Raw genomic sequence first — 19,192 nt, forward strand, 5'->3', positions numbered from 1 at the left:
CTTTTCGCCGTTCGAATGTCGGAGGCCGTCCGTATCGTTTAGAACATGTATTCGAATGTTGGCATCACCCATGACGATATCGTGTGTGACAGCATCGCGCGGGAACTCGCGGACAAGTGCACGGATGCCCGGCTAGCGTTGGCGCAGGCTGAGGCTGCTATGGCGCGGGTGTTCGCGAAAGCTGCGCGGGTCGGGATGCAGCGGGTCGCTGAACTCCCCTCGCCCACGTCCCGCGAGGCGGAACTGCCGTTCCGGGCACTGGCTGCGGAGTTGGGTGCGGCGGCGAACATGTCCGACCGAACCGTGCAACGCCGCATGAACGATGCCGCGGTGCTGGCCGAGTCGTTCCCCGCCACGTGTGAGGCGTGGGACGAGGGACGCGTTGGTGCGGGACATGTTGCGGTGATCCTGGAACACGGCACGCCCCTCACCGATCCGGATGCGCGGGCGGTGTTCGAGCGTGAGGCGTTGGTCCGCGCGGAGGGGACGACGCCCGGAAGGCTGGGATCGTCGTTGGCACGGCTCGCGGAATCCCTGCAGCCCCGCACCATGACAGAACGCCACCAAGAAGCACGGGCATCGCGCTGTGCGTACGTGCGGGACATCGGGGACGGGATGGCGGAGTTCAGCACCGTCCAACCGGCCGTGCTCGCTCACGCGATGCACGACCGGATCACCCAGCAAGCCCACGCGATCAAGAAGGCCGACCCCACGGACACCCGCACGCTCGGCCAGATTCGTGCGGATCTCGTCGCCGACATGGTCCTGACGACTTCACCCACCGTGGACACCGGTGCGGGCATGTCGGACGGGTTCGGAGGATTGGGGGCGATCCGCGCGAACGTCAACGTCACCGTCCCCGCCCTCGCACTCGCCGGGGTCACGAACGAACCCGCCGAACTCGTCGGCCGTTGCCCGATCGACCCCGCCACCGCCCGCAAGCTCGCCGGTGACGCGACCGGGTGGGATCGCGTACTCGCCGATCCGATCACGGGGTGCGTTCTCGCGGTGGACAGGTACACCCCATCCGCCGACATGAAGCGATTCCTCCGAGCGCGGGATCAGCACTGTCGATTCCCCGGATGTCGGCAACCCGCACACCGGTGCGATCGCGACCACACCCTCGATTACGCGTTGGGCGGCGCGACGGATGTCTGCAATCTCGCCTGCCTCTGCAAACGACACCACACTCTCAAAGGCGAAACGGCTTGGAAGGTCCGGCAACTCGGCGGCGGAGTTCTGGAGTGGACGTCACCGGGCGGTCACGTCTATATCGACAAACCACCGTCGGCGATCCACTTCACCCCGAACACGGATCCACCCCCGTTCTGGGGCACCCGGTCACTGAGCTCGTCGAAGTGACCGACTGTGGCCTGCCCGTCGGTCACTGAGCTCGTCGAAGTGATCAGCCGTGCCGCGTCCGTTGAACTACTAGCCGAGCAGATCCAGCAGCCACCGAGCCCCGTGCACCGTGGCGCCAGCCCGCTCCGAGCGGTGCGCGAGCCCCGCGTCGCTCGTGACGACCGTCACTGCGGCCCCGTCGAGACTGCCTACCACGTCCACGATCGCATCGTCACCGGAGCCCGCGGCCCGCACGAGCTCGACAAGACCCTCGCGATCGGCAACCGCCCGCGCCGCACCCTCGACGACCACCACGACCCGAGGGAACCAGCGGGTCTCCGGCAAGTCGATATCGGATGCCTCGAGCCCACCGACCGCGAGCGCTTCGAGCCGATCGAGCAGACGATCCGTCGCGCCCGCGCGATCCTTCCACCATCCGTCCGGCACCGAACCGACGACATTCGCGGCATCCACGACGATCACAGGGCGCAGGTGCAGGGCGGCGCGGAGGTGACTCCAGGCATCCTCGAACGACGGATGCAGCGGATGGTCAACGACGGCGTCAACACGTACCCACTCGAGCGCATGGCTCTCGGGGTCGCTGATCACGGGCGCAAAGGGCACGACGACATCACCGATCACGGTCGTGTACGACCAGATGCCGAGGTCGAGCACACTCGTGGCGCGCGGACGGATCGCCGAGCCGGGAACGCCGGCCTCTTCGAGGGCCTCACGGAGCGCCGCATCCATCGCGGACTCGCCCTCGTGACGCGCACCGCCGGGCAGCGCCCAGGTGCCCCCGAAGTGGCTCCACGAGACGCGGTGCTGTAGCAGCACACTGTCGAGCGCGGCGTCGTACGCGAGCAGACCCGCCGCTCCGAAGCGACCCCAATAACGTTCGCCACTGTCGGCCACGACCCAGGCATCGCCCGGATCGCGCGGTCCGGACGGGCGCCGCGGCTCACCGGGGACGGGGGGCTCGATGCTCACCCCTCCAGATTCTCACACCGGAGGGGCCTCAGCGCCCGGCCTGCCGGGTTAGCGCGTGCGCTTCTCGCGGACCCGCATGTTGATCTGGATCGGCGTGCCCTCGAAGCCGAAGATCTCGCGCAGGCGACGCGCGATGAAGCGGCGGTAGCCGGGGTCGAGGAATCCGGTCGTGAACAGCACGAATGTCGGCGGGCGCGACGCGGCCTGCGTTCCGAACAGGATGCGCGGCTGCTTGCCGCCCCGAAGCGGGTGCGGGTGCTCGGCCACGAGCTCGGAGAGGAACGCGTTGAATTTTCCGGTCGGAATGCGCTGATCCCAGGACTCGAGCGACGTCTCGAGCGCGGGCACGAGCTTGTCGAGGTGACGCCCGGTCTTAGCCGAGATGTTCACGCGGGGCGCCCACGCAACGTGCGCGAGGTCCTGCTCGATCTCGCGCTCGAGGTAGCGGCGACGATCATCGTCCACGAGCTTGTCGGTCGACAGCAGGTCCCACTTGTTGAACGCGAGCACGAGCGAGCGGCCCGACTCCAACACCATGTCGATGATCCGCACGTCCTGCTCGCTGAGCGACTCGCTCACATCGAGCACGACCACGGCGACCTCCGCCTTTTCCAGCGCCGTCGCGGTACGCAGCGACGCATAGAAGTCGGCACCCTGCTGCAGGTGCACTCGGCGACGGATGCCGGCGGTGTCGACCAGACGCCAGAGCTTGCCGCCGAGCTCGACGATCTCGTCGACCGGGTCGCGGGTCGTGCCCGCCAGCTCGTTCACGACGACGCGCTCTTCGCCCGCCGCCTTGTTGAGCAGCGACGACTTGCCGACGTTCGGACGTCCCAGGATCGCAACGCGGCGCGGGCCACCGATCTCGTGCGACGCGACGGCCGAGATCTCGGGCAGCTTCTCCATCAGCTGGTCGAGCAGGTCCGCGACGCCACGGCCGTGGATGGCCGAAACGGGGTACGGCTCGCCGAGACCCAGGCTCCAGAGCGCGGCGGCCTCGGGTTCGTGGCGCGCGTCGTCGATCTTGTTGGCGACGAGGAAGACGGGCTTGCCGCTCTTGCGCAGCAGCTTGACGACCTGCTCGTCGGTCGCGGTTGGACCGACCATGGCATCGACGACGAACAGCACGACGTCCGACAGATCGATCGCAACCTCGGCCTGAGCGGCAACGGATGCATCGATGCCGCGAGCATCCGGCTCCCACCCGCCGGTGTCGACGAGCGAGAAGCGGCGATCCATCCACTCGGCCTTGTACGTGACGCGGTCGCGGGTGACACCCGGGGTGTCCTCGACGACAGCCTCGCGGCGACCGAGAATACGGTTGACGAGGGCAGACTTGCCGACGTTCGGGCGACCGACGATCGCGACGACGGGCAGCGCCGGAAGGTACTCGATGCCGTCGATGCCTCGCTCGACTCCTGCGAGCAGGTGCGCGTCGTCCTCGTCGAGGTCGTAGTCGGCGAGGGATGCGCGCAGTGTCGCCGCCCTCTGCTCGACCAACTCGGGGTCGAGCTCCGCCATTTTCTCGGCGATCTGGTCGGGGCGACCTTCGTATTCGTCGTCAGCGCTCATGGCGTCAGTCCTCGTGTTCTGTCGCGCGGGTTCTCGAAACGATGTCGAGGACCGCGTCGACGGTCTGTTCGAGATCGAGGTCGGTCGAATCGACCACCTCGACCCCCGGGGCGGCGGTCAAGAAGTCGACCACCCCGCTGTCGGAGGCGTCGCGGCGGTGCAGGGCGTCGGCGACGACCGCTGCTTCCACGCCGGTCAGTTCGGCGCTGCGCCGGGCGGCGCGCACCTCGGGGGCTGCTGTGAGCAGCAGCCGGACGGCCGCGTCTGGCGCGACGATGGTCGTGATATCCCGGCCTTCGACGACGATGCCGTCGGGGCTGTCGGCGATGATCGAGCGGAAGAGGCTGGTAACGGCGTGGCGGATCGCCGGCACACGGGCCACGCCGCTGACGGAATCCGAGACGCGCGGCTCGCGGATCGCGTCGGCGACATCCACCGACCCGACGCGCACCCAGGTGTCGTCGGGGTTCGTCGAGATCGCGAAATCGAAGTCGCCCGTCGCATCGAGCACGGCGCTCGCATCGCTCGTGTCGGCACCGCGTTCGAGCACGTGCCAGGCGAGGGCACGGTACGCGGCGCCCGTGTCGAGGTAGCCGTAGCCGAGGCGCGAGGCGACGCGCTTGGCGACGCTCGACTTGCCGCTGCCCGCGGGCCCGTCGATCGCGATCACGTTGTCGGCGGTTGCCAACGGCACCACCGGGGTCGATTCACTCATTGCCCGTGCCCGCCATCCGCCAGCCTCGTTCTTCCAGCCCCGCGGTCGCGTCTGCGACGCTTGCGGGTTCCACGCTGATCTCGGCGAGACCGAAAGCGGCGCCCGGTGAGTGTTCCAGCCTCAGATCTTCGACGTTCACGCCGAGCACGCCGAGGTCGCTGAACAGGTGCGCCAGCTGCCCCGGGGTGTCGTCGACCATCACGACGAACTGCTCGTAGCGCCGCTTCTGCCCGTGTTTGCCGGGCAGTCGCCCGACGCCCTCGTTGCCGCGTTGAATGGCGTCGGCGACCGTGCGGCGAGAGCCCGCGCCATCCGGATCGCGCAGCGCGTCGACGACGCGGCCGAGGTCGGCGGCGAGTTGGTCGAGCACCTCGACAACGGGTTCGGAGTTCGCACCGAGGATCTGCACCCACAGTTCGGGAGGGGATGCGGCGATGCGCGTCGTGTCGCGAACGCCCTGGCCCGCGAGTTCGAGCGATTGCTCGGGCGCCTCGCGTAGGCGCGCCGCGAGCAGGCTCGAGACGAGCTGTGGCACGTGAGAGACGACGGCGACCGAGCGGTCGTGCTCTTCGGGGGTCATCTCGATCGGCATGGCGCCGAGGTCGAGGGCCAGGCCTTCGACAACGGCGAGATCGGCGGAGGACGTCTCTTCGTCGCGGCAGACGACCCAGGGACGCCCGATGAACAGGTCGGAGCGCGCCGAGATCGCTCCCCCGCGCTCGCGACCGGCGAGCGGGTGTGAGCCGATGTACCGTTTCAGGTCGATCCCGCGCTCGCGCAGTTCGTGCAGCGGCGCCAGTTTGACGCTCGCGACATCCGTCACGACAGCGTCGGGAAAACGGGCCAGTTCGGATGCGACGACGTCGGCCGTGACATCGGGCGGCACCGCAACGACGATCAGGCGAGGCTGGTCGTCCGGGCGGCTGAGGCGCCCAGCACCGTAGTCGACGGCCAGACGCACCTGCGCACGAGACGTGTCATCGAGCGCGACATCGACGCCGAGGGCCGTCAGGGCGTGCCCGACGCTCGCGCCGAGCAGTCCCGCGCCGACCACGCGGACGGTGCCGCTGGTGCGCGCGGCAACACGTGGCGTGGTCGTGTCGGTCACTGAAATCTCCTACTGAGTGTCGCCCTGCGGCTCGTCGTCGCTCGCGAGGGCGGCATCGCGGCGCGCGAGGGTGAGCAGCGCGCCGCGTTCCACCTTAGTCAACTCCCGCGCCTGCCCCGCCGGGAGAGTTCCCAGGTGGAGCGGGCCGAACTGCCTGCGGACGAGTTCACGAACCGGATGCCCCACCTCGGCCATCATGCGACGGACGATTCGATTGCGCCCCGAGTGCAGGGTCAGCTCGACCAGGCTCGTGCCCCCCGAGGTATCCAACAGTCGCGCTTTGTCGGCCGCGATGGGGCCGTCTTCGAGCTCGATGCCGCGCGTCAGCTGCGAGATCGTCTGCGCGCTGACCCGGCCCGACACCTGGGCGATGTAGACCTTCGTCACCCCGTACGAGGGGTGCGCGAGCACGTGGGCGAGCTGACCGTCGTTGGTGAGGATGAGCAGGCCACTCGTCTCGGCGTCGAGGCGCCCGACGTTGTAGAGGCGCTCGGGCCACTCGGCCGTGTACTGGGTCAGGTCGGGGCGGCCGCGCTCGTCGCGCATCGTGCTGAAGACGCCCGTCGGCTTGTTGAGCATGACGTAACGCATGCCCGACTCGACCTGTACGGCAACCCCGTCGACATCGACCAGGTCGGACTCCGGATGAATCCGCGCGCCCATCTCGGTCACCACCACGCCGTTCACCCGCACGCGCCCGTCGGCGATCAGCGCTTCGCTGACGCGCCGCGAAGCCACGCCGGCCTGGGCGAGAACCTTCTGCAGTCGCACACCGTCGGTCGAAGCATCCGTCGGCCGTGATTCTTCTTCGTGCATGTCGCTTACCGCCCCAGAGCTTCGTCGAGTTCGCCGTCCGACACATCGGGCAACAGGGGTGAGATCGGCGGCAGCTCGTCGAGCGAGTTGATGCCGAGGTTCACCAGCAGCGCGTCGGTCGTTCCGTAGTGGATCGCCCCGGTCTCGGGATCCGCGAATTCTTCCGTGATGAGGCCGCGGCCGAGCAGCGTCCGCACGACCGAGTCGACATTGACGGCGCGAATCGCCGCGACCTGGCCGCGCGTGACCGGCTGCTTGTACGCGATCACGGCGAGGGTCTCGAGCGCCGCTTGCGACAGTCGCGACGGCGCCTGCGTGTTCACGAACTCACTCACCAGGTCGTCGTGCTCCGCGCGCACGTACAGGCGCCAGCCCCCGCCGACCTCGCGCAGCTCGAACCCGCGCCGTGGTCCCCCCGCGCGGCCGTCGTAGTCCTCGACGAGCGACTCGATCGCCTGACGCACGGCGGCGACGGGCGCCGACACGGCGGTCGCGAGGGCGACGAGGCTCTGCGGCTCCTCGATCACGAGCAGAATCGCCTCGAGGCGGCGGGCGACGGATGCGTCGGGGGCTGAGTCTGTCGAAACATCAACGGTCATAATCGGCCCCCAGGCTCGCAAGTTGTTCGTCGGACCAGTTCTCGGCCGACCATCGGAGGGTGAGTTCGCCGAGCGGCTCCAGCTGTTCGAATGACAGCGCCGCGTGGCGGTACAGCTCGAGGATCGAGAGGAACCGCGCCACGACGATACCGGGTTGCGTGACTCCGGCGACGAGCTCCCGGAAGCTCACCGACTCGGACCGACGAAGCAGCGACACGACGACGGCCGCCTGTTCGCGGATGCTGACGAGCGGCGCATGCAGATGCTCGAGACCGACATGCGGCATCTCGCGTGGGCTGAACGCCAGGAGCGCGAGCGCGGCGAAGTCCTCGACCGACAGCGTCCAGAGCAGCTCGGGCACGGCCGCGCGGTGCTTCTCGTCCAGCCGCACGGCACGTGCGTGCCGTGTGTCTTCGCTCTGCAGTCGGGTGCCGAACCATCCGGACACCTCTTTGAAAGCGCGGTATTGCAGCAGGCGGGCGAACAGCAGGTCTCGCGCCTCGAGCAGGGCAACGGATTCGGAATCGACCAGCTCGCCCTGGGGCAAGAGCCCCGCGACCTTCATGTCGAGCAGGGTCGCCGCTACGACGAGGAATTCGCTCGCCCGCTCCAGCTCTTCGTCCGGATCGAGCGCCCGCAGGTACGAGATGAACTCGTCCGTCACCTTACTGAGCGCGATCTCGGTGATGTCGAGTTCGTGCTTCGAGATCAGCGAGAGCAGCAGGTCGAACGGGCCGTCGAATCCCGTGACCGAGACCCGAAACCGGCCGTCGTCGTCCGCTTCGTTGTCCGCGCCGTGGGCACCTGGCGCGATCTCAGGCGACGTCGCCACGCGCGACCAGTTCCCGCGCCAGGCGCAGGTAGGCCTGGGCGGCGGCGTGTTCGGGGGCGAATTCGATGATCGGCAAGCCCGAGACGGATGCATCCGGGAACTTGACCGTCCGACCGATGACGGTCTCGAGTACATCGTCGCCGAAGGCCTCGACAACACGCTCGAGAACCTCGCGGGCGTGGAGCGTGCGGGCGTCGTACATCGTCGCGAGCACCCCGTCGAGTTCGATCGCGGGGTTGAGGCGATCGCGCACTTTCTCGATCGTCTCGATCAGCAGGGCGACGCCGCGCATCGCGAAGAACTCGCACTCCATCGGGATGAGCACGCCGTGGCTGGCGGTCAGAGCGTTGACCGTGAGCAGGCCGAGCGAGGGCTGGCAGTCGATCAGAATGACGTCGTACTCGCGAGAGACGTGGCGCAGCACCCGCGCCAGAATCGTCTCGCGGGCGACCTCGTTGACGAGGTGCACCTCGGCGGCGGACAGGTCGATATTGGCCGGCAGCACGTCGAGGCCCTCGGTGCGCGAGGGGACGATGATCTCGCGCGGATCGCGCTTGGTGTCGAGCAGCAGGTCGTAAACGGTCGGGATATCGTGAGTCGCGATGCCGAGTCCGGCAGACAGGGCGCCCTGCGGGTCGAAGTCCACCACGAGCACGCGACGGCCGTAGTGGGCGAGCGATGCCGCCAGGTTGATGGTCGTGGTCGTCTTGCCGACCCCGCCCTTCTGGTTGCAGAGCGAGATGATGCGCGCCGGACCGTGCGAATCGAGCTTCGGCGGTGTGGGAAAGCCGTGGTACGGACGACCGGTGGGGCCGAGGGGTGCCTCGTCCGTCGAGGAGGCCTTCTTCGTGCCCCGCGCGCTGCCCGCCACCGATACTCCCTGCGTCACCATGTCAACGGCATCTGAACCCTATGTCGTGGACCGATTCTAGTCACCCGCGCACGCTCGGCCCGGGCGGCGCGCGCGGACGGCGATGCTGTCCGGCGCGTTACCGCGCCCGCGGATGCGATGTCGCGTACACATCGCGCAGGGCGTCGACGGTCACGTGCGTATAGATCTGCGTTGTCGCGACCGACGCGTGCCCGAGAAGCTCTTGCACGACGCGCACGTCGGCACCGCCCTGGAGCAGGTGAGTGGCGAACGAGTGGCGGAGCGTGTGCGGCGAGACATGGGCCGCGATTCCCGCATTTTCGGCGGCGGCCCGAATGACGAGCCACGCGCTCTGCCGAGACAGCGGCGCCCCGCGGGCACCGAGGAACAGCCGAGGCGTGGCGCGACCCCGCAGCGACAACTCGGGACGTACACGGGTCAGGTAGGCATCGACAGCGTCGCGGGCGAAGGAACCGACCGGCACGATGCGTTCTTTGTCGCCCTTCCCCCGCAGGCGCACGATATCGCCGGCCCCGTCGCCTCCGCCCGCACCCGCAAGGTCGTCCACGTCGAGCGTCACCACCTCCGACACTCGAGCGCCCGTGGCGTACATCAGCTCGAGCAGAGCCCGATCGCGGAGGCCGATGGGGTCCTCCCCCGACGGCGCCGCGAGCAACTGCTCGACTTGGTCGATCGTCAACGCCTGGGGCAGTCGCCGGGCCGCCTTCGGCGGGCGAAGCCGGGCCGAGACATCCTCGTCCTCGATTCCCTCGCGGGCGAGATGACGATGCAACCCCCGCACCGAGGACTGCAGGCGCGCCAGACTCGACGCGGCGGGAGGAGGGGATGCCGCAGCCCGATCAGCGACGAAGCGCCCCACGACATCCGGGGTGACATCGGCCGTGTCGAGCACTCCCTGCTCGGTGAGCCACGCGACATAGTCGCCGAGGTCGCGTCGATACGCCGCGACCGTGTGCTCCGACAGCCCACGCTCGATCGAGACGTGGCGCAGGTACGCCGTGACGGCTCGATCGATGCGCACCGGGGTTCGGCTCAGCTCGCCGCCCGGCGGCGGTGTTCGGCGGCCGCGAGGGCCGCGACGATCAGGATCGCGTTCTGCATCCGTCCCTCGAGAACGGCCGTCACGACATCGTCGAGCGGGACCCATTCGAGGCGAATGTCGGCCTCTTCCGCCTCGCGTGCGTACGTCTCGGGAGCGGGCGAGATGCCCTCGGCCAGGAAGATGTGCACGATCTCGTCGCTGCCGCCGGGCGAAGTCTTGATGCTGACGAGCTCGCTCCACCGACTCGCCGTCAGATCGGCCTCTTCCGCCAGCTCGCGCCGGGCCGTGTCGGCGGGCGGTTCACCAGCGATGTCGAGCAGGCCGGCCGGGATCTCCCAGTCGCGAGAGCGGATCGGATGCCGGTACTGCTGCAAGAGCAGGATGCGTCCGTCGTCATCGATCGCGGCGATGGCGACGGCACCCGTGTGGTCGACGTAGTCGCGCGACGTGGACTCGCCGTTGTAATCGAAGGTGTCGCTGCGCACATCCCAGACGCGGCCGGGGTAGACGACCTCGCTGCGGGTGATCTCGACCGTCGTCGGTTCGTCGCGCAACGCGCTGAAATCAGTCATTCTCCACCGGATCCACATCGAAGAGCTCGCTCGCGCGGTGGCGCTCGAGTGCCGCTCCCACGAGCCCGCGGAACAGCGGATGCGGTGCGGTCGGGCGCGAACGCAGCTCGGGGTGCGCCTGCGTGGCGATGTAGTACGGGTGCACGTCGCGCGGCAGCTCGACGTACTCGACCAGTGCCCGGTCGGGCGAGAGACCCGAGAACACCAGGCCGGCCTCCGTGAGCCGGTCGCGGTAGGCGTTGTTGACCTCGTAACGGTGGCGGTGGCGTTCCGAAATCTGCGTCGCGCCGTACAGGTCCGCGGCGAGCGAACCCTCGCGCAGGTCCGCGGCGTACAGGCCGAGGCGCATCGTGCCGCCGAGGTCTCCGCCCGCGATGATGTCGACCTGCTCCGCCATGGTCGCGATGACCGGAAACTCGGTGTCGGGGTCGAACTCGCTCGATGACGCACCCTCGAGACCCGCGAGGTTTCGCGCGTACTCGATCACCATGCACTGCAGCCCCAGACACAGCCCGAGCGTCGGGATGCCCTGCTCGCGCGCGAACTTCAGCGCGCCGAGCTTGCCCTCGATGCCCCGGATGCCGAAACCACCGGGAACGCAGATGCCATCGACATCCGCCAGGGCGCGCGCGGCACCCTCCGGCGTCTCGCACAGGTCGGACGGGATCCAGCGGATGTTCACGTGGGTCTCGTGCGCGAAGCCGCCGGCCTTGAGCGCCTCGGTCACCGAGAGATACGCGTCGGGCAGGTCGATGTACTTGCCGACGAGACCGATCGTGACGTCGTGCTTCGGGTTGTGCACGGCGCCGAGCACCCGCTCCCAGCGCGACCAGTTGACGTCCTGCGCCTCATCCAGACCCAGAGCGTTGACGATGTACGAATCGAGGCCCTGATCGTGCAACATCGTCGGGATGTCGTAGATGCTCGGCACGTCGACGGCGTTGACGACCGCGTCTTCGTCGACGTCGCACATCAGCGCGATCTTGCGCTTGTTCGACTCGGTGACGGGACGGTCACTGCGGAGCACGAGCGCGTCGGGCTGGATACCGATCGAGCGGAGCGCCGCGACCGAGTGCTGGGTCGGCTTGGTCTTCTGCTCGCCCGAGGCGCCCATGAACGGCACGAGCGAGACATGCACGAAGAACACGTTCCGTCGACCGAGCTCGTGTCGGATCTGACGCGCGGACTCGATGAACGGCTGCGACTCGATGTCGCCGACCGTTCCGCCGACCTCGGTGATGATGACGTCCGGCTGGGGATCCTGCGTGGCCTGCAGGCGCATCCGTCGCTTGATCTCGTCGGTAATGTGCGGAATGACCTGAACGGTGTCGCCGAGGTACTCGCCGCGGCGCTCACGCGCGATGACCTGCGAATAGATCTGACCGGTCGTGACGTTGGCGGCCTGACTCAGTTCGACGTCGAGAAAACGCTCGTAGTGCCCGATGTCGAGGTCGGTCTCGGCGCCGTCATCGGTGACGAAGACCTCGCCGTGCTGGAACGGGTTCATCGTTCCCGGATCCACGTTCAGATAGGGATCGAGCTTCTGCATCACGACCCGCAGACCCCGCGCCGTCAGCAGATTGCCGAGGCTCGCGGCGGTCAGGCCCTTACCCAATGAAGAAACGACACCACCGGTCACGAAGATGTGCCTCGTGATGTGCTTGGTGATGTCGTTCGATGTTCCCGATGCAGTTTCCGCCACGGGCTTTAATCCTATCAGTCGCGGGAGCCCGCGAGCCCGAGCAGCTCGCGCGCGTGCTCGAGCGCCGCGGCCGAGTCGGGAAGCCCCGACAACAACCGCGCCATCTCGGCGGCGCGCTCGGGCCCTTCGAGCCTACGGACACTCGAGGCGGTCACCGATCCGTCGTTCTCTTTCACGACGGTGAGGTGGTTGGTGGCGAACGCGGCCACCTGCGCGAGGTGCGTGACGACGATGACCTGGGATGCCTCGGCCAGGCGCGCGAGGCGACGTCCGACCTCGATCGCGGCGGCGCCGCCGATACCCGCGTCGATCTCGTCGAAGACGAAGGTCGGCACGGGATCGGTCTCGGAGATGACGACCTCGATCGCGAGCATGACACGGCTGAGTTCTCCACCCGACGCACCCTTGGAGACCGGTCGCGGCTCGGCGCCAGGATGCGGGGCGAGCAGCAGGGCGACGTCATCCCGTCCGTCCGCGCTCGGGGTACCCACGGACACGGTCACCTGCAGGCGCGCGTCGGGCATTGCGAGGGCGGTGAGCTCGGCGCTGACGGCATCGCCGAGGGTCACGGCGGCTGCCGTGCGGCGCTCGGTCAGGGTCGCAGCGGCGGCATCGAGTTCGCGAGCAGCGGCATCCCGTTCTTCCGCGAGTTCGCCGATGCGGGCGTCGTCGCCCTCGAGCTCTGCCAGGCGGGCGGCACCGGTCTCGGCGAGCGCGATGACCTCGTCCAGCGAAGCATTGTGGAGGGACGTCCCGTGGTGCCGGACGAGGGTGCCGAGCTCTGCCCGCCGCGTCTCGACGGCGTCGAGTTCGAGGGGTCCGGATTCATCCAGATCCGCGAGATACCCCGAGAGGTCCGTCGCGATCTCGGCGGCACGGAATCCGAGCTCGGCCACCTGCTGCGAGAACGTCTCGAGCGCGGGGTCCTGAGCGCTCGCGCGTTCGAGCAGGCGCCGGGCCTCTCCCATCAGGGTCGAAACGTCGACGGCGTCGGCCTCGGAAGAGAGCGCCTCGCGCGCACCCGCTGCAGCCCCCCGTAGTTCTTCGACGTTGGCGAGCCGCTCAGCGCGCTGGGCGAGCTCGACATCCTCACCCGGTTGCGGTGCGACATCCTCGATCTCGGAGAGCGCCGCGCGCAAGGCCTCGGCCTCGGCGGTACGCGCATCGCGCTGGGTCGTGAGGGTCGTGTATTCGGCGTCGAGTTCGCGCCAGCGATTCCACGCGGTCCGGTATGCCGCGAGCGCGTCGCGTACTCCCGTTCCCCCGAAACGATCGAGGGCATCGCGCTGCGCCGACGCCGAGCGCAGGCGCAGCTGGTCGGACTGCCCGTGCACGACCACGAGGTCATCCGCCAGGTCAGCGAGGACCCCGGCCGGGGCGGCGCGCCCACCCACGCTCGCGCGGCTGCGGCCCTCGGCCGTGACCGTACGGCCGACGTACAACTCGGCGCGGTCAGCTCCCAGCGGCTCGAGGTCTCCTCCGGCTTCGCGCACACGGTCGGCGACGGATCCCTCAGCGGGGACATTCCAGATGCCCGCGACCTCGGCCTGACCACCCGAGCGCACCACGCCAGAGTCGGCGCGTTGACCGAGCAACAGACCGAGGCCCGTCACGACCATCGTCTTGCCGGCACCCGTCTCACCCGTGATGGCGGTGAAGCCGGGACCGAGGGGCAGGGTCGCTTCGGCGATCACCCCGAGCCCGGCCAGGCGTACTTCCTCGATCATGCGCCCGCCCCGGGGTGCGTCTCGGCGTCGGTCACGGTGCCCGTGTTCGTTTCGGTCGGTTCGTGCATCGCCCAGGTCTCGGGCTCGGCGGATATGGGCCCGCGCCATCCCTCGACCGGCAACCGGAACTTGCGCACCAGCCGGTCGGTGAATGCCGCGGGGTGCAGACGCGCGAGACGCACGGGCTCGGGAGATCGCCGCACCATCACGCGGGCACCGGGCGGCAGATCGTGCGAGCGGCGACCGTCGCACCAGAGGATGCCCGTGCCGTTCGTGCGTTCGAGCACCTCGATCGCGATCGTGGCCTCGGGGCCCACCACGAGGGGTTTGGCGAACAGGGCATGAGCCGAGAGCGGCACCACCGCCATCGCCTCGACGGTCGGCCAGATCACCGGCCCGCCGGCGGAGAAGTTGTACGCGGTCGAACCGGTGGGGGTCGAAACGACCATGCCGTCGCAGCCGAAGCTCGAGAGGGGCCGACCGTCCACCTCGAGAACGACCTCGAGCATCCGTTCGCGGCTGGCTTTCTCGACCGTCGCCTCGTTGAGGGCCCACGTCTCGTAGATCAAGGAGTCATCGGAGTCCTGAACGCTGACGGCGAGCGCCAAGCGCTCCTCGACGCGGTAGTCGCCGAGGATCGCGCGGTGTACCGCCTCGTCCAACTCGTCGCGCTCGATCTCGGCGAGAAACCCGACGTGGCCCATATTGATTCCGAGCACCGGTGCGGTGCCGCCGCGAACGAGTTCTGCGGCGCGCAGGATCGTGCCGTCGCCGCCGAGCACGATCGCGAACTCGATCTCGTCGACGGGGACGTCGATGCCGAGCGTGCCGGTGTTGTCGAAGTCCTCGATCGCGGCCCCCAACTGGGCTCGATCATCCGCGGAGAATACGGCGCGGGCACCAGCCGCGACCAAGGCGGCCGTCACGCGGCGCGCAGCAGCGACCGTATCGTCGCGCAACGCATGCGCGACGACCAGGATGTTTCGCGTGCTCGTCATGCCGCTCCCGCCGGTTGGTTCGCCTCACCCATTCTGTCGGATGGGTCCCGTTCGCCGGGCCGCCCGCGCGCTGGGGAGGATATCCGGCTGCGAGACTGTGGGTATGAAGGCAGCGCTGGTGCTCGCGACGCAGCTCCTCGACGATCACCCCGCCTACTCGGACCCCGAGATCGACCTCGTCCTCTTCATCGAGAACGCGCGGAGCTTCGAGCGTCGCCCGTACCACGCGCACAAGATCGTGCTGCTTCTGGCTTCCATGCGTCACGCGGCCGCCCGCCTCGAAGAGCGCGGCATCGCCGTCGCGTACCGCCGGATCGACGCCGATGAAACGGTCGCGGACGACCGCAGGGAGTCGTTCGGTGATGCGGTGGGGGTCCTCGTCCGCGAGCACGACATCACCCACCTCGCGTGGATGGCGCACACCGATCCGCGCGTCCAGGGCTCGATCGAAAAGATCGCCGACGGACACGGGCTGCAGACGCACACCTACCCCGATGACCTCTTCCTCACGCCCGAGGCGCTGATCGACGAATGGTTCGCGAGCCACCCCACGGCCCGGATGGAGGACTTCTACCGCTGGCAACGTCGGCGCACGGGCATCCTCATGGAGGGCGGCGCCCCCGAGGGACGCCGGTGGAACTTCGACGCCGAGAACAGGCATCCGCTCCCCCGCGACAAGAAAACGAAGGCCCACACCCTCGATATCCCGGCGGTGCCGATTCCCGATCCCGATGAGATCACCCGCTCGGCCATCGCCGACACGCAGCGGCTCTTTGGCGATCATCCAGGCGATCCACAGAGCTTCTGGCTCCCCGTGACCCCCGAGGGCGCGCGGGAGTGGCTCGATGACTTCGTCACTCGTCGCCTATCCGACTTCGGACGCTACGAAGATGCGATGGATGCCGACGAGCCGTTCCTCTTCCACTCCGTCCTCAGCCCTCTGATCAACATCGGGCTGCTCACGCCTCAGGAAGTCGTCGACCGGGTCGAGCGCTCCGACGCCCCCCTCGAATCGCGCGAGGGTTTCATTCGCCAGGTCATCGGATGGCGGGAGTACATGCGCGGCGCGTTCCGCGCGCAGCCCGCGCTCGAGGACGCCAACTACTTCCATTTCACCCGCACACTCGAGGCATGGTGGTACACCGCGGAAGGAATCCCCGACGAGCTTCCGCTGCCGGTCCGCACCGTCCTCGTGCGGGTCCACCGCTACGGCTATGCACACCACATCGAACGCCTGATGGTGCTCGGCAACTGGTTCCTGCTGCAGGGCTACGATCCCCGCGAGGTCTACGAGTGGTTTTCGGCGATGTTCGTGGATGCGTTCGACTGGGTCATGGTGCCGAACGTGCAGGGTATGAGCCAGTTCGCGGACGGCGGCCGCGTGGCAACGAAGCCCTACATCGCGGGCGGGGCCTATCTGCAGCGCATGGGGTCGTGGTGGTCGAGCGCCAAAGTCGCGCAGGAGGATGCCTTCACCGGCGCCTACTGGGGGAGTTCCTCGACCGCAACGAGCCGCAGCTCGCGGACAACCACCGGCTCGCCATCCCTCTGGCCTGACTCGTGCCACTTTAGTGCCCTGTGTCGGCGGCGATCGTGTCGAGGATCGCCGCGGCGTCGGGTCCGGGCGGTGTTGTTGCGGTGATGTCGTTCCCGGCGATGCGGATGGTGACGTCTCGGAGGGGCCGGAGGGTGCGGACGAGTCGACGGATGCTGACCCCTGTGGTGTCTTGCAGGTGGCGTGAGATGGCGAGGGCGGTGAACACGATCGTGAGGTGGGCTTGGATCGAGTCGTGCTGATGGTGGAACATCGGCCTGGCTTGGAGGTCAGTTTTCGCCATCCGGAACGATCGTTCGACCTGGAACAGCTCGTGTACGCGGCCACGACCTCGCGCCCGTCGAGCCGGATCGCGGGGATGTTGCTGACGTAGCCCTTCAAGCCAGCGACTTGCCGGGCCCGATCCACCAGGGTCTGGTCGATGTCTCGGCTGCTGCCGGTGAGTTTCACGAACCGGTCCTTCTTCACCGGCCTGGTTCCGTCAACGACCTTCTGCGCGCGTTCGACCTGCTTGTCCAACGTGTGGTTATCCCGCCGGTCGCGTTTCGCTGAGTAGTGGTAGACGATCCGCCGCTCACGCGCGTTCGGCCCGACCCCCATGATCCGTTTCGATTCGAGGGTTTCCCCGTCGTGGAGAGCGGTCCCGATGGTGAAGTGTTCGATGAGGTCGTCGGGGGCTTTACTGATCCGGGACCCGACGATGAACGAGAACCCGGCATCTTCGAGCGCGTTCAGATTCGAGGCGGAGAGCATCCCCGCATCGGCAACCACGACGATGTCTTTGACACCGTGGCGGTCTTGGAAGGACCGCAACACCGGGAGGAGGGTGGTCGTTTCGCCGGTGTTGCCGGTGAACGCGTGGACCTCCAACGGGAACCCGCCGGGGGTGACCAGCAGCCCGACGACGATCTGCGGGTCCACGCGGCGTTCTTTGCTCATCCCGACCTTGCGGAGATCGTCCTCGTCTTCGGCTTCGAAATACAGGGTCGTGACGTCGTAGAGCACCAGGGACAGTTCCCCCGCCTTCGTGGCGTGAGCGTAAGCGGCGCGGGAGACCTGGTCACGCCAGTCCTGCTCAACACAACGGGCCAGGGTCCGCCAGATCGTCCGCAACGATGCCGCCGGAACGCCGAGCTCACCGAGGACACGGATCGTGTCTGCTTTCGACGTCGGCTCCACCGCCCGAGCGAGCACGAGTTTCCGGAACGTGTCGTCGCCCACGACGTCGAACCCGAGCCGAACATACGCACCCTCGAGCACCTCCCAAAGCACACGCGAGGAACTGCCTGTCACGATCGGCGCCGCCGTCACCGGCGACGCCGGGCCCAGCGCGTCCAGATCGAACGCGAGCTGCCCGGCCTGAATCCGGTCCTTCGCGATCTGCACCAGCACGGCGAGCTGAGCGTCGTCATGCGCGGAGCCGATGTGTTCCACGATCGTGCGGACGCCGCGGTGCTTCCGCACGATCTGCACCGCCGTCGCGCCCGAGGAAGTTGGCACCTTCCGCACGAACAAGCCCATCCGAGCAGTCTAAAAGCCGTCCATTAGTGCCCCGCCCGGACACCAGCACCCCCGGAAAATCAACGAACTCCGACCCCAAAACCCCAAATCACGAAAAAGTGGCACGACTCAGGTCTGGCGCAGATGCGCAAGCGGCGCGAAAGCTGACCGTCAGCGCTGAGTGAGCTCGTTCACCAGGGCGAGCCACGCCGTCGGGTTCGCCGCATCCGCGTCCGCACCGTCATCCGCGACATCGCGCACCCGCAGCCACGCCACGAACTCGTGATTACCGTGCGTGCCGGGCAATGGCGAGGCGATCACCCCATGGGTACCGAGGCCCGCGTCCCAGGCCGCCCACAGCACGCTGGCAACGGCATCAGCGCGCGAAGCGGGATCGGTGACGAGCCCACCGCGGACGGATGTCCGTCCCACCTCGAACTGCGGTTTGATCAGCAAAACCGCATCGCCGGCGTCGTCCATCGTTACGCGGACGGCCGGCAGGACGAGCCCCAACGAGATGAAAGACAGGTCGCCCGTGACGAGCGAAGGCACGCGATCCACACCGCTCACCGCGGCAAGTGACTCCGGTGTCATGTCGCGCACGTTGTAGCCCTCGACCGACACGACGCCGACGTCTCCCCGAATCCGCTCCGACAGCTGACCGTGCCCGACATCCACCGCGATCACTGGGTCGGCGCCGCGCTCCCGCAGCACCTGCGTGAACCCGCCGGTAGAGGCGCCCATATCGAGCGCTACCCTGCCCCCGACCTCGATCGGGAACGCCTCGAACGCGGCGATCAGCTTGTGCGCGGCGCGGCTGACGTAGTGATCGAACGCGGCGACCTCGATGAGCGACGTCTCTTCGACCTTCGCCGACGACTTCACGACGGGTCGACCATCAACCGTCACGAGCCCTTCGGCGATCAACCCCGCGGCGTGCGTGCGCGAACGCGCAAGGCCGCGCGCCGCCAGCGCGGCATCCAAACGTTCACTCATCGGTCGCCGGATGCCGAAGCGCGCGGGTCCGCGAGGCCGCCCACACCCTCGAGTTCGCGCGAGAGTTCTTCGTGCATCGCGTCGAACGCGGCGGCGCGGGTCGCGAGGGGCTGCTCCTCGACCACCCGCAGACGCGACACCAGGCTGTCGTCGAACGATCCCTCGGGCGTGTTGCTCATCGTCCCAGGATACGACGGGCACCGGCCGATGCCTCGATGCCCGGCGTCAGCGACGG

The 19,192-nt window shown here is 68.2% G+C and carries 17 protein-coding genes and 1 pseudogene; 2 read left to right on the forward strand and 16 right to left on the reverse strand.

The window, feature by feature from the left end; genetic code table 11:
- Nucleotides 1–45: 45 nt before the first annotated feature.
- Nucleotides 46–1,362: a DUF222 domain-containing protein gene (locus ACT9TC_RS03220; protein ID WP_458041999.1), complete on the forward strand. Its 1,317-nt coding sequence runs from the start codon at nt 46–48 to the stop codon at nt 1,360–1,362.
- A 69-nt stretch (nt 1,363–1,431) separates the two neighbouring features.
- Here the strand turns inward: ACT9TC_RS03220 and ACT9TC_RS03225 are convergent, their stop codons facing one another.
- The 13 genes from ACT9TC_RS03225 to ACT9TC_RS03285 form a co-directional block, all read right to left on the reverse strand.
- Nucleotides 1,432–2,331: an NUDIX domain-containing protein gene (locus ACT9TC_RS03225; RefSeq protein ID WP_458042000.1), complete on the reverse strand. Its 900-nt coding sequence runs from the start codon at nt 2,329–2,331 to the stop codon at nt 1,432–1,434.
- A gap of 48 nt (nt 2,332–2,379) precedes the next feature.
- Nucleotides 2,380–3,903, reverse strand: a complete 1,524-nt coding sequence (der, locus tag ACT9TC_RS03230) for a ribosome biogenesis GTPase Der (RefSeq protein WP_458042001.1) — start codon at nt 3,901–3,903, stop codon at nt 2,380–2,382.
- A gap of 4 nt (nt 3,904–3,907) precedes the next feature.
- On the reverse strand, nt 3,908–4,618 hold the full coding sequence (gene cmk / locus ACT9TC_RS03235) for a (d)CMP kinase (RefSeq protein ID WP_458042002.1): 711 nt from the start codon (nt 4,616–4,618) through the stop codon (nt 3,908–3,910).
- Nucleotides 4,611–5,726: a prephenate dehydrogenase gene (locus ACT9TC_RS03240; protein WP_458042003.1), complete on the reverse strand. Its 1,116-nt coding sequence runs from the start codon at nt 5,724–5,726 to the stop codon at nt 4,611–4,613. The genes cmk and ACT9TC_RS03240 overlap by 8 nt, the downstream gene beginning before the upstream one ends.
- A 9-nt stretch (nt 5,727–5,735) precedes the next feature.
- Nucleotides 5,736–6,542 carry a pseudouridine synthase gene (locus tag ACT9TC_RS03245; protein WP_458042004.1) on the reverse strand — a complete coding sequence of 269 codons (807 nt, stop codon included), beginning with the start codon at nt 6,540–6,542 and terminating at the stop codon, nt 5,736–5,738.
- Nucleotides 6,543–6,547: 5 nt separating this feature from the next.
- Complete coding sequence (gene scpB / locus ACT9TC_RS03250; RefSeq protein ID WP_458042005.1) at nt 6,548–7,141, reverse strand: SMC-Scp complex subunit ScpB; 594 nt, start codon at nt 7,139–7,141, stop codon at nt 6,548–6,550.
- Entirely contained in the window at nt 7,131–7,973 is an 843-nt protein-coding gene (locus ACT9TC_RS03255) for a segregation and condensation protein A (RefSeq protein WP_458042006.1), read from the reverse strand. Before ACT9TC_RS03255 ends, scpB begins: the two co-directional genes overlap by 11 nt.
- Nucleotides 7,957–8,865, reverse strand: a complete 909-nt coding sequence (locus ACT9TC_RS03260) for a ParA family protein (protein WP_458042007.1) — start codon at nt 8,863–8,865, stop codon at nt 7,957–7,959. Before ACT9TC_RS03260 ends, ACT9TC_RS03255 begins: the two co-directional genes overlap by 17 nt.
- A 97-nt stretch (nt 8,866–8,962) precedes the next feature.
- Entirely contained in the window at nt 8,963–9,886 is a 924-nt protein-coding gene (gene xerD, locus ACT9TC_RS03265; RefSeq protein WP_458042008.1) for a site-specific tyrosine recombinase XerD, read from the reverse strand.
- Between the two features lie 11 nt (nt 9,887–9,897).
- Nucleotides 9,898–10,479 (reverse strand): NUDIX domain-containing protein, encoded by a 582-nt coding sequence (locus ACT9TC_RS03270; protein WP_458042009.1) that lies wholly within the window; start codon nt 10,477–10,479, stop codon nt 9,898–9,900.
- Complete coding sequence (locus ACT9TC_RS03275) at nt 10,472–12,181, reverse strand: CTP synthase (protein ID WP_458042010.1); 1,710 nt, start codon at nt 12,179–12,181, stop codon at nt 10,472–10,474. Before ACT9TC_RS03275 ends, ACT9TC_RS03270 begins: the two co-directional genes overlap by 8 nt.
- Nucleotides 12,182–12,195: 14 nt before the next feature.
- The gene (gene recN, locus ACT9TC_RS03280) at nt 12,196–13,908 is read right to left on the reverse strand and encodes a DNA repair protein RecN (protein WP_458042011.1); all 1,713 of its coding nucleotides are present in this window, start codon (nt 13,906–13,908) and stop codon (nt 12,196–12,198) included.
- Nucleotides 13,905–14,906, reverse strand: coding sequence for an NAD kinase (locus ACT9TC_RS03285; protein WP_458042012.1), 1,002 nt, complete (start codon nt 14,904–14,906; stop codon nt 13,905–13,907). Before ACT9TC_RS03285 ends, recN begins: the two co-directional genes overlap by 4 nt.
- Before the next feature lie 103 nt (nt 14,907–15,009).
- Between ACT9TC_RS03285 and ACT9TC_RS03290 the strand changes: the two genes are divergently transcribed.
- Complete coding sequence (locus ACT9TC_RS03290; RefSeq protein ID WP_458042013.1) at nt 15,010–16,548, forward strand: cryptochrome/photolyase family protein; 1,539 nt, start codon at nt 15,010–15,012, stop codon at nt 16,546–16,548.
- Here ACT9TC_RS03290 and ACT9TC_RS03295 read toward each other — a convergent pair.
- The 3 genes and pseudogenes from ACT9TC_RS03295 to ACT9TC_RS03305 form a co-directional block, all read right to left on the reverse strand.
- A pseudogene (locus ACT9TC_RS03295) lies at nt 16,475–17,982 on the reverse strand (IS1634 family transposase). The gene ACT9TC_RS03290 and the pseudogene ACT9TC_RS03295 overlap by 74 nt on opposite strands.
- Nucleotides 17,983–18,132: 150 nt before the next feature.
- Nucleotides 18,133–18,957 (reverse strand): TlyA family RNA methyltransferase, encoded by an 825-nt coding sequence (locus tag ACT9TC_RS03300; RefSeq protein ID WP_458042014.1) that lies wholly within the window; start codon nt 18,955–18,957, stop codon nt 18,133–18,135.
- Complete coding sequence (locus ACT9TC_RS03305) at nt 18,954–19,136, reverse strand: hypothetical protein (RefSeq protein ID WP_458042015.1); 183 nt, start codon at nt 19,134–19,136, stop codon at nt 18,954–18,956. The genes ACT9TC_RS03300 and ACT9TC_RS03305 overlap by 4 nt, the downstream gene beginning before the upstream one ends.
- Between the last annotated feature and the right edge of the window lie 56 nt (nt 19,137–19,192).

The sequence above is a fragment of the Microbacterium sp. HM-570 genome (assembly GCF_054165885.1).

Bases quoted from the DNA above. Each gene is read 5' to 3' on its own strand.
- ACT9TC_RS03220 (WP_458041999.1), top strand. From the start codon at position 46: ATGTATTCGAATGTTGGCATCACCCATGACGATATCGTGTGTGACAGC.
- der (WP_458042001.1), bottom strand. From the start codon at position 3,903: ATGAGCGCTGACGACGAATACGAAGGTCGCCCCGACCAGATCGCCGAG.
- cmk (WP_458042002.1), bottom strand. From the start codon at position 4,618: ATGAGTGAATCGACCCCGGTGGTGCCGTTGGCAACCGCCGACAACGTG.
- ACT9TC_RS03245 (WP_458042004.1), bottom strand. From the start codon at position 6,542: ATGCACGAAGAAGAATCACGGCCGACGGATGCTTCGACCGACGGTGTG.
- scpB (WP_458042005.1), bottom strand. From the start codon at position 7,141: ATGACCGTTGATGTTTCGACAGACTCAGCCCCCGACGCATCCGTCGCC.
- ACT9TC_RS03260 (WP_458042007.1), bottom strand. From the start codon at position 8,865: ATGGTGACGCAGGGAGTATCGGTGGCGGGCAGCGCGCGGGGCACGAAG.
- ACT9TC_RS03270 (WP_458042009.1), bottom strand. From the start codon at position 10,479: ATGACTGATTTCAGCGCGTTGCGCGACGAACCGACGACGGTCGAGATC.
- recN (WP_458042011.1), bottom strand. From the start codon at position 13,908: ATGATCGAGGAAGTACGCCTGGCCGGGCTCGGGGTGATCGCCGAAGCG.
- ACT9TC_RS03285 (WP_458042012.1), bottom strand. From the start codon at position 14,906: ATGACGAGCACGCGAAACATCCTGGTCGTCGCGCATGCGTTGCGCGAC.
- ACT9TC_RS03290 (WP_458042013.1), top strand. From the start codon at position 15,010: ATGAAGGCAGCGCTGGTGCTCGCGACGCAGCTCCTCGACGATCACCCC.
- ACT9TC_RS03300 (WP_458042014.1), bottom strand. From the start codon at position 18,957: ATGAGTGAACGTTTGGATGCCGCGCTGGCGGCGCGCGGCCTTGCGCGT.
- ACT9TC_RS03305 (WP_458042015.1), bottom strand. From the start codon at position 19,136: ATGAGCAACACGCCCGAGGGATCGTTCGACGACAGCCTGGTGTCGCGT.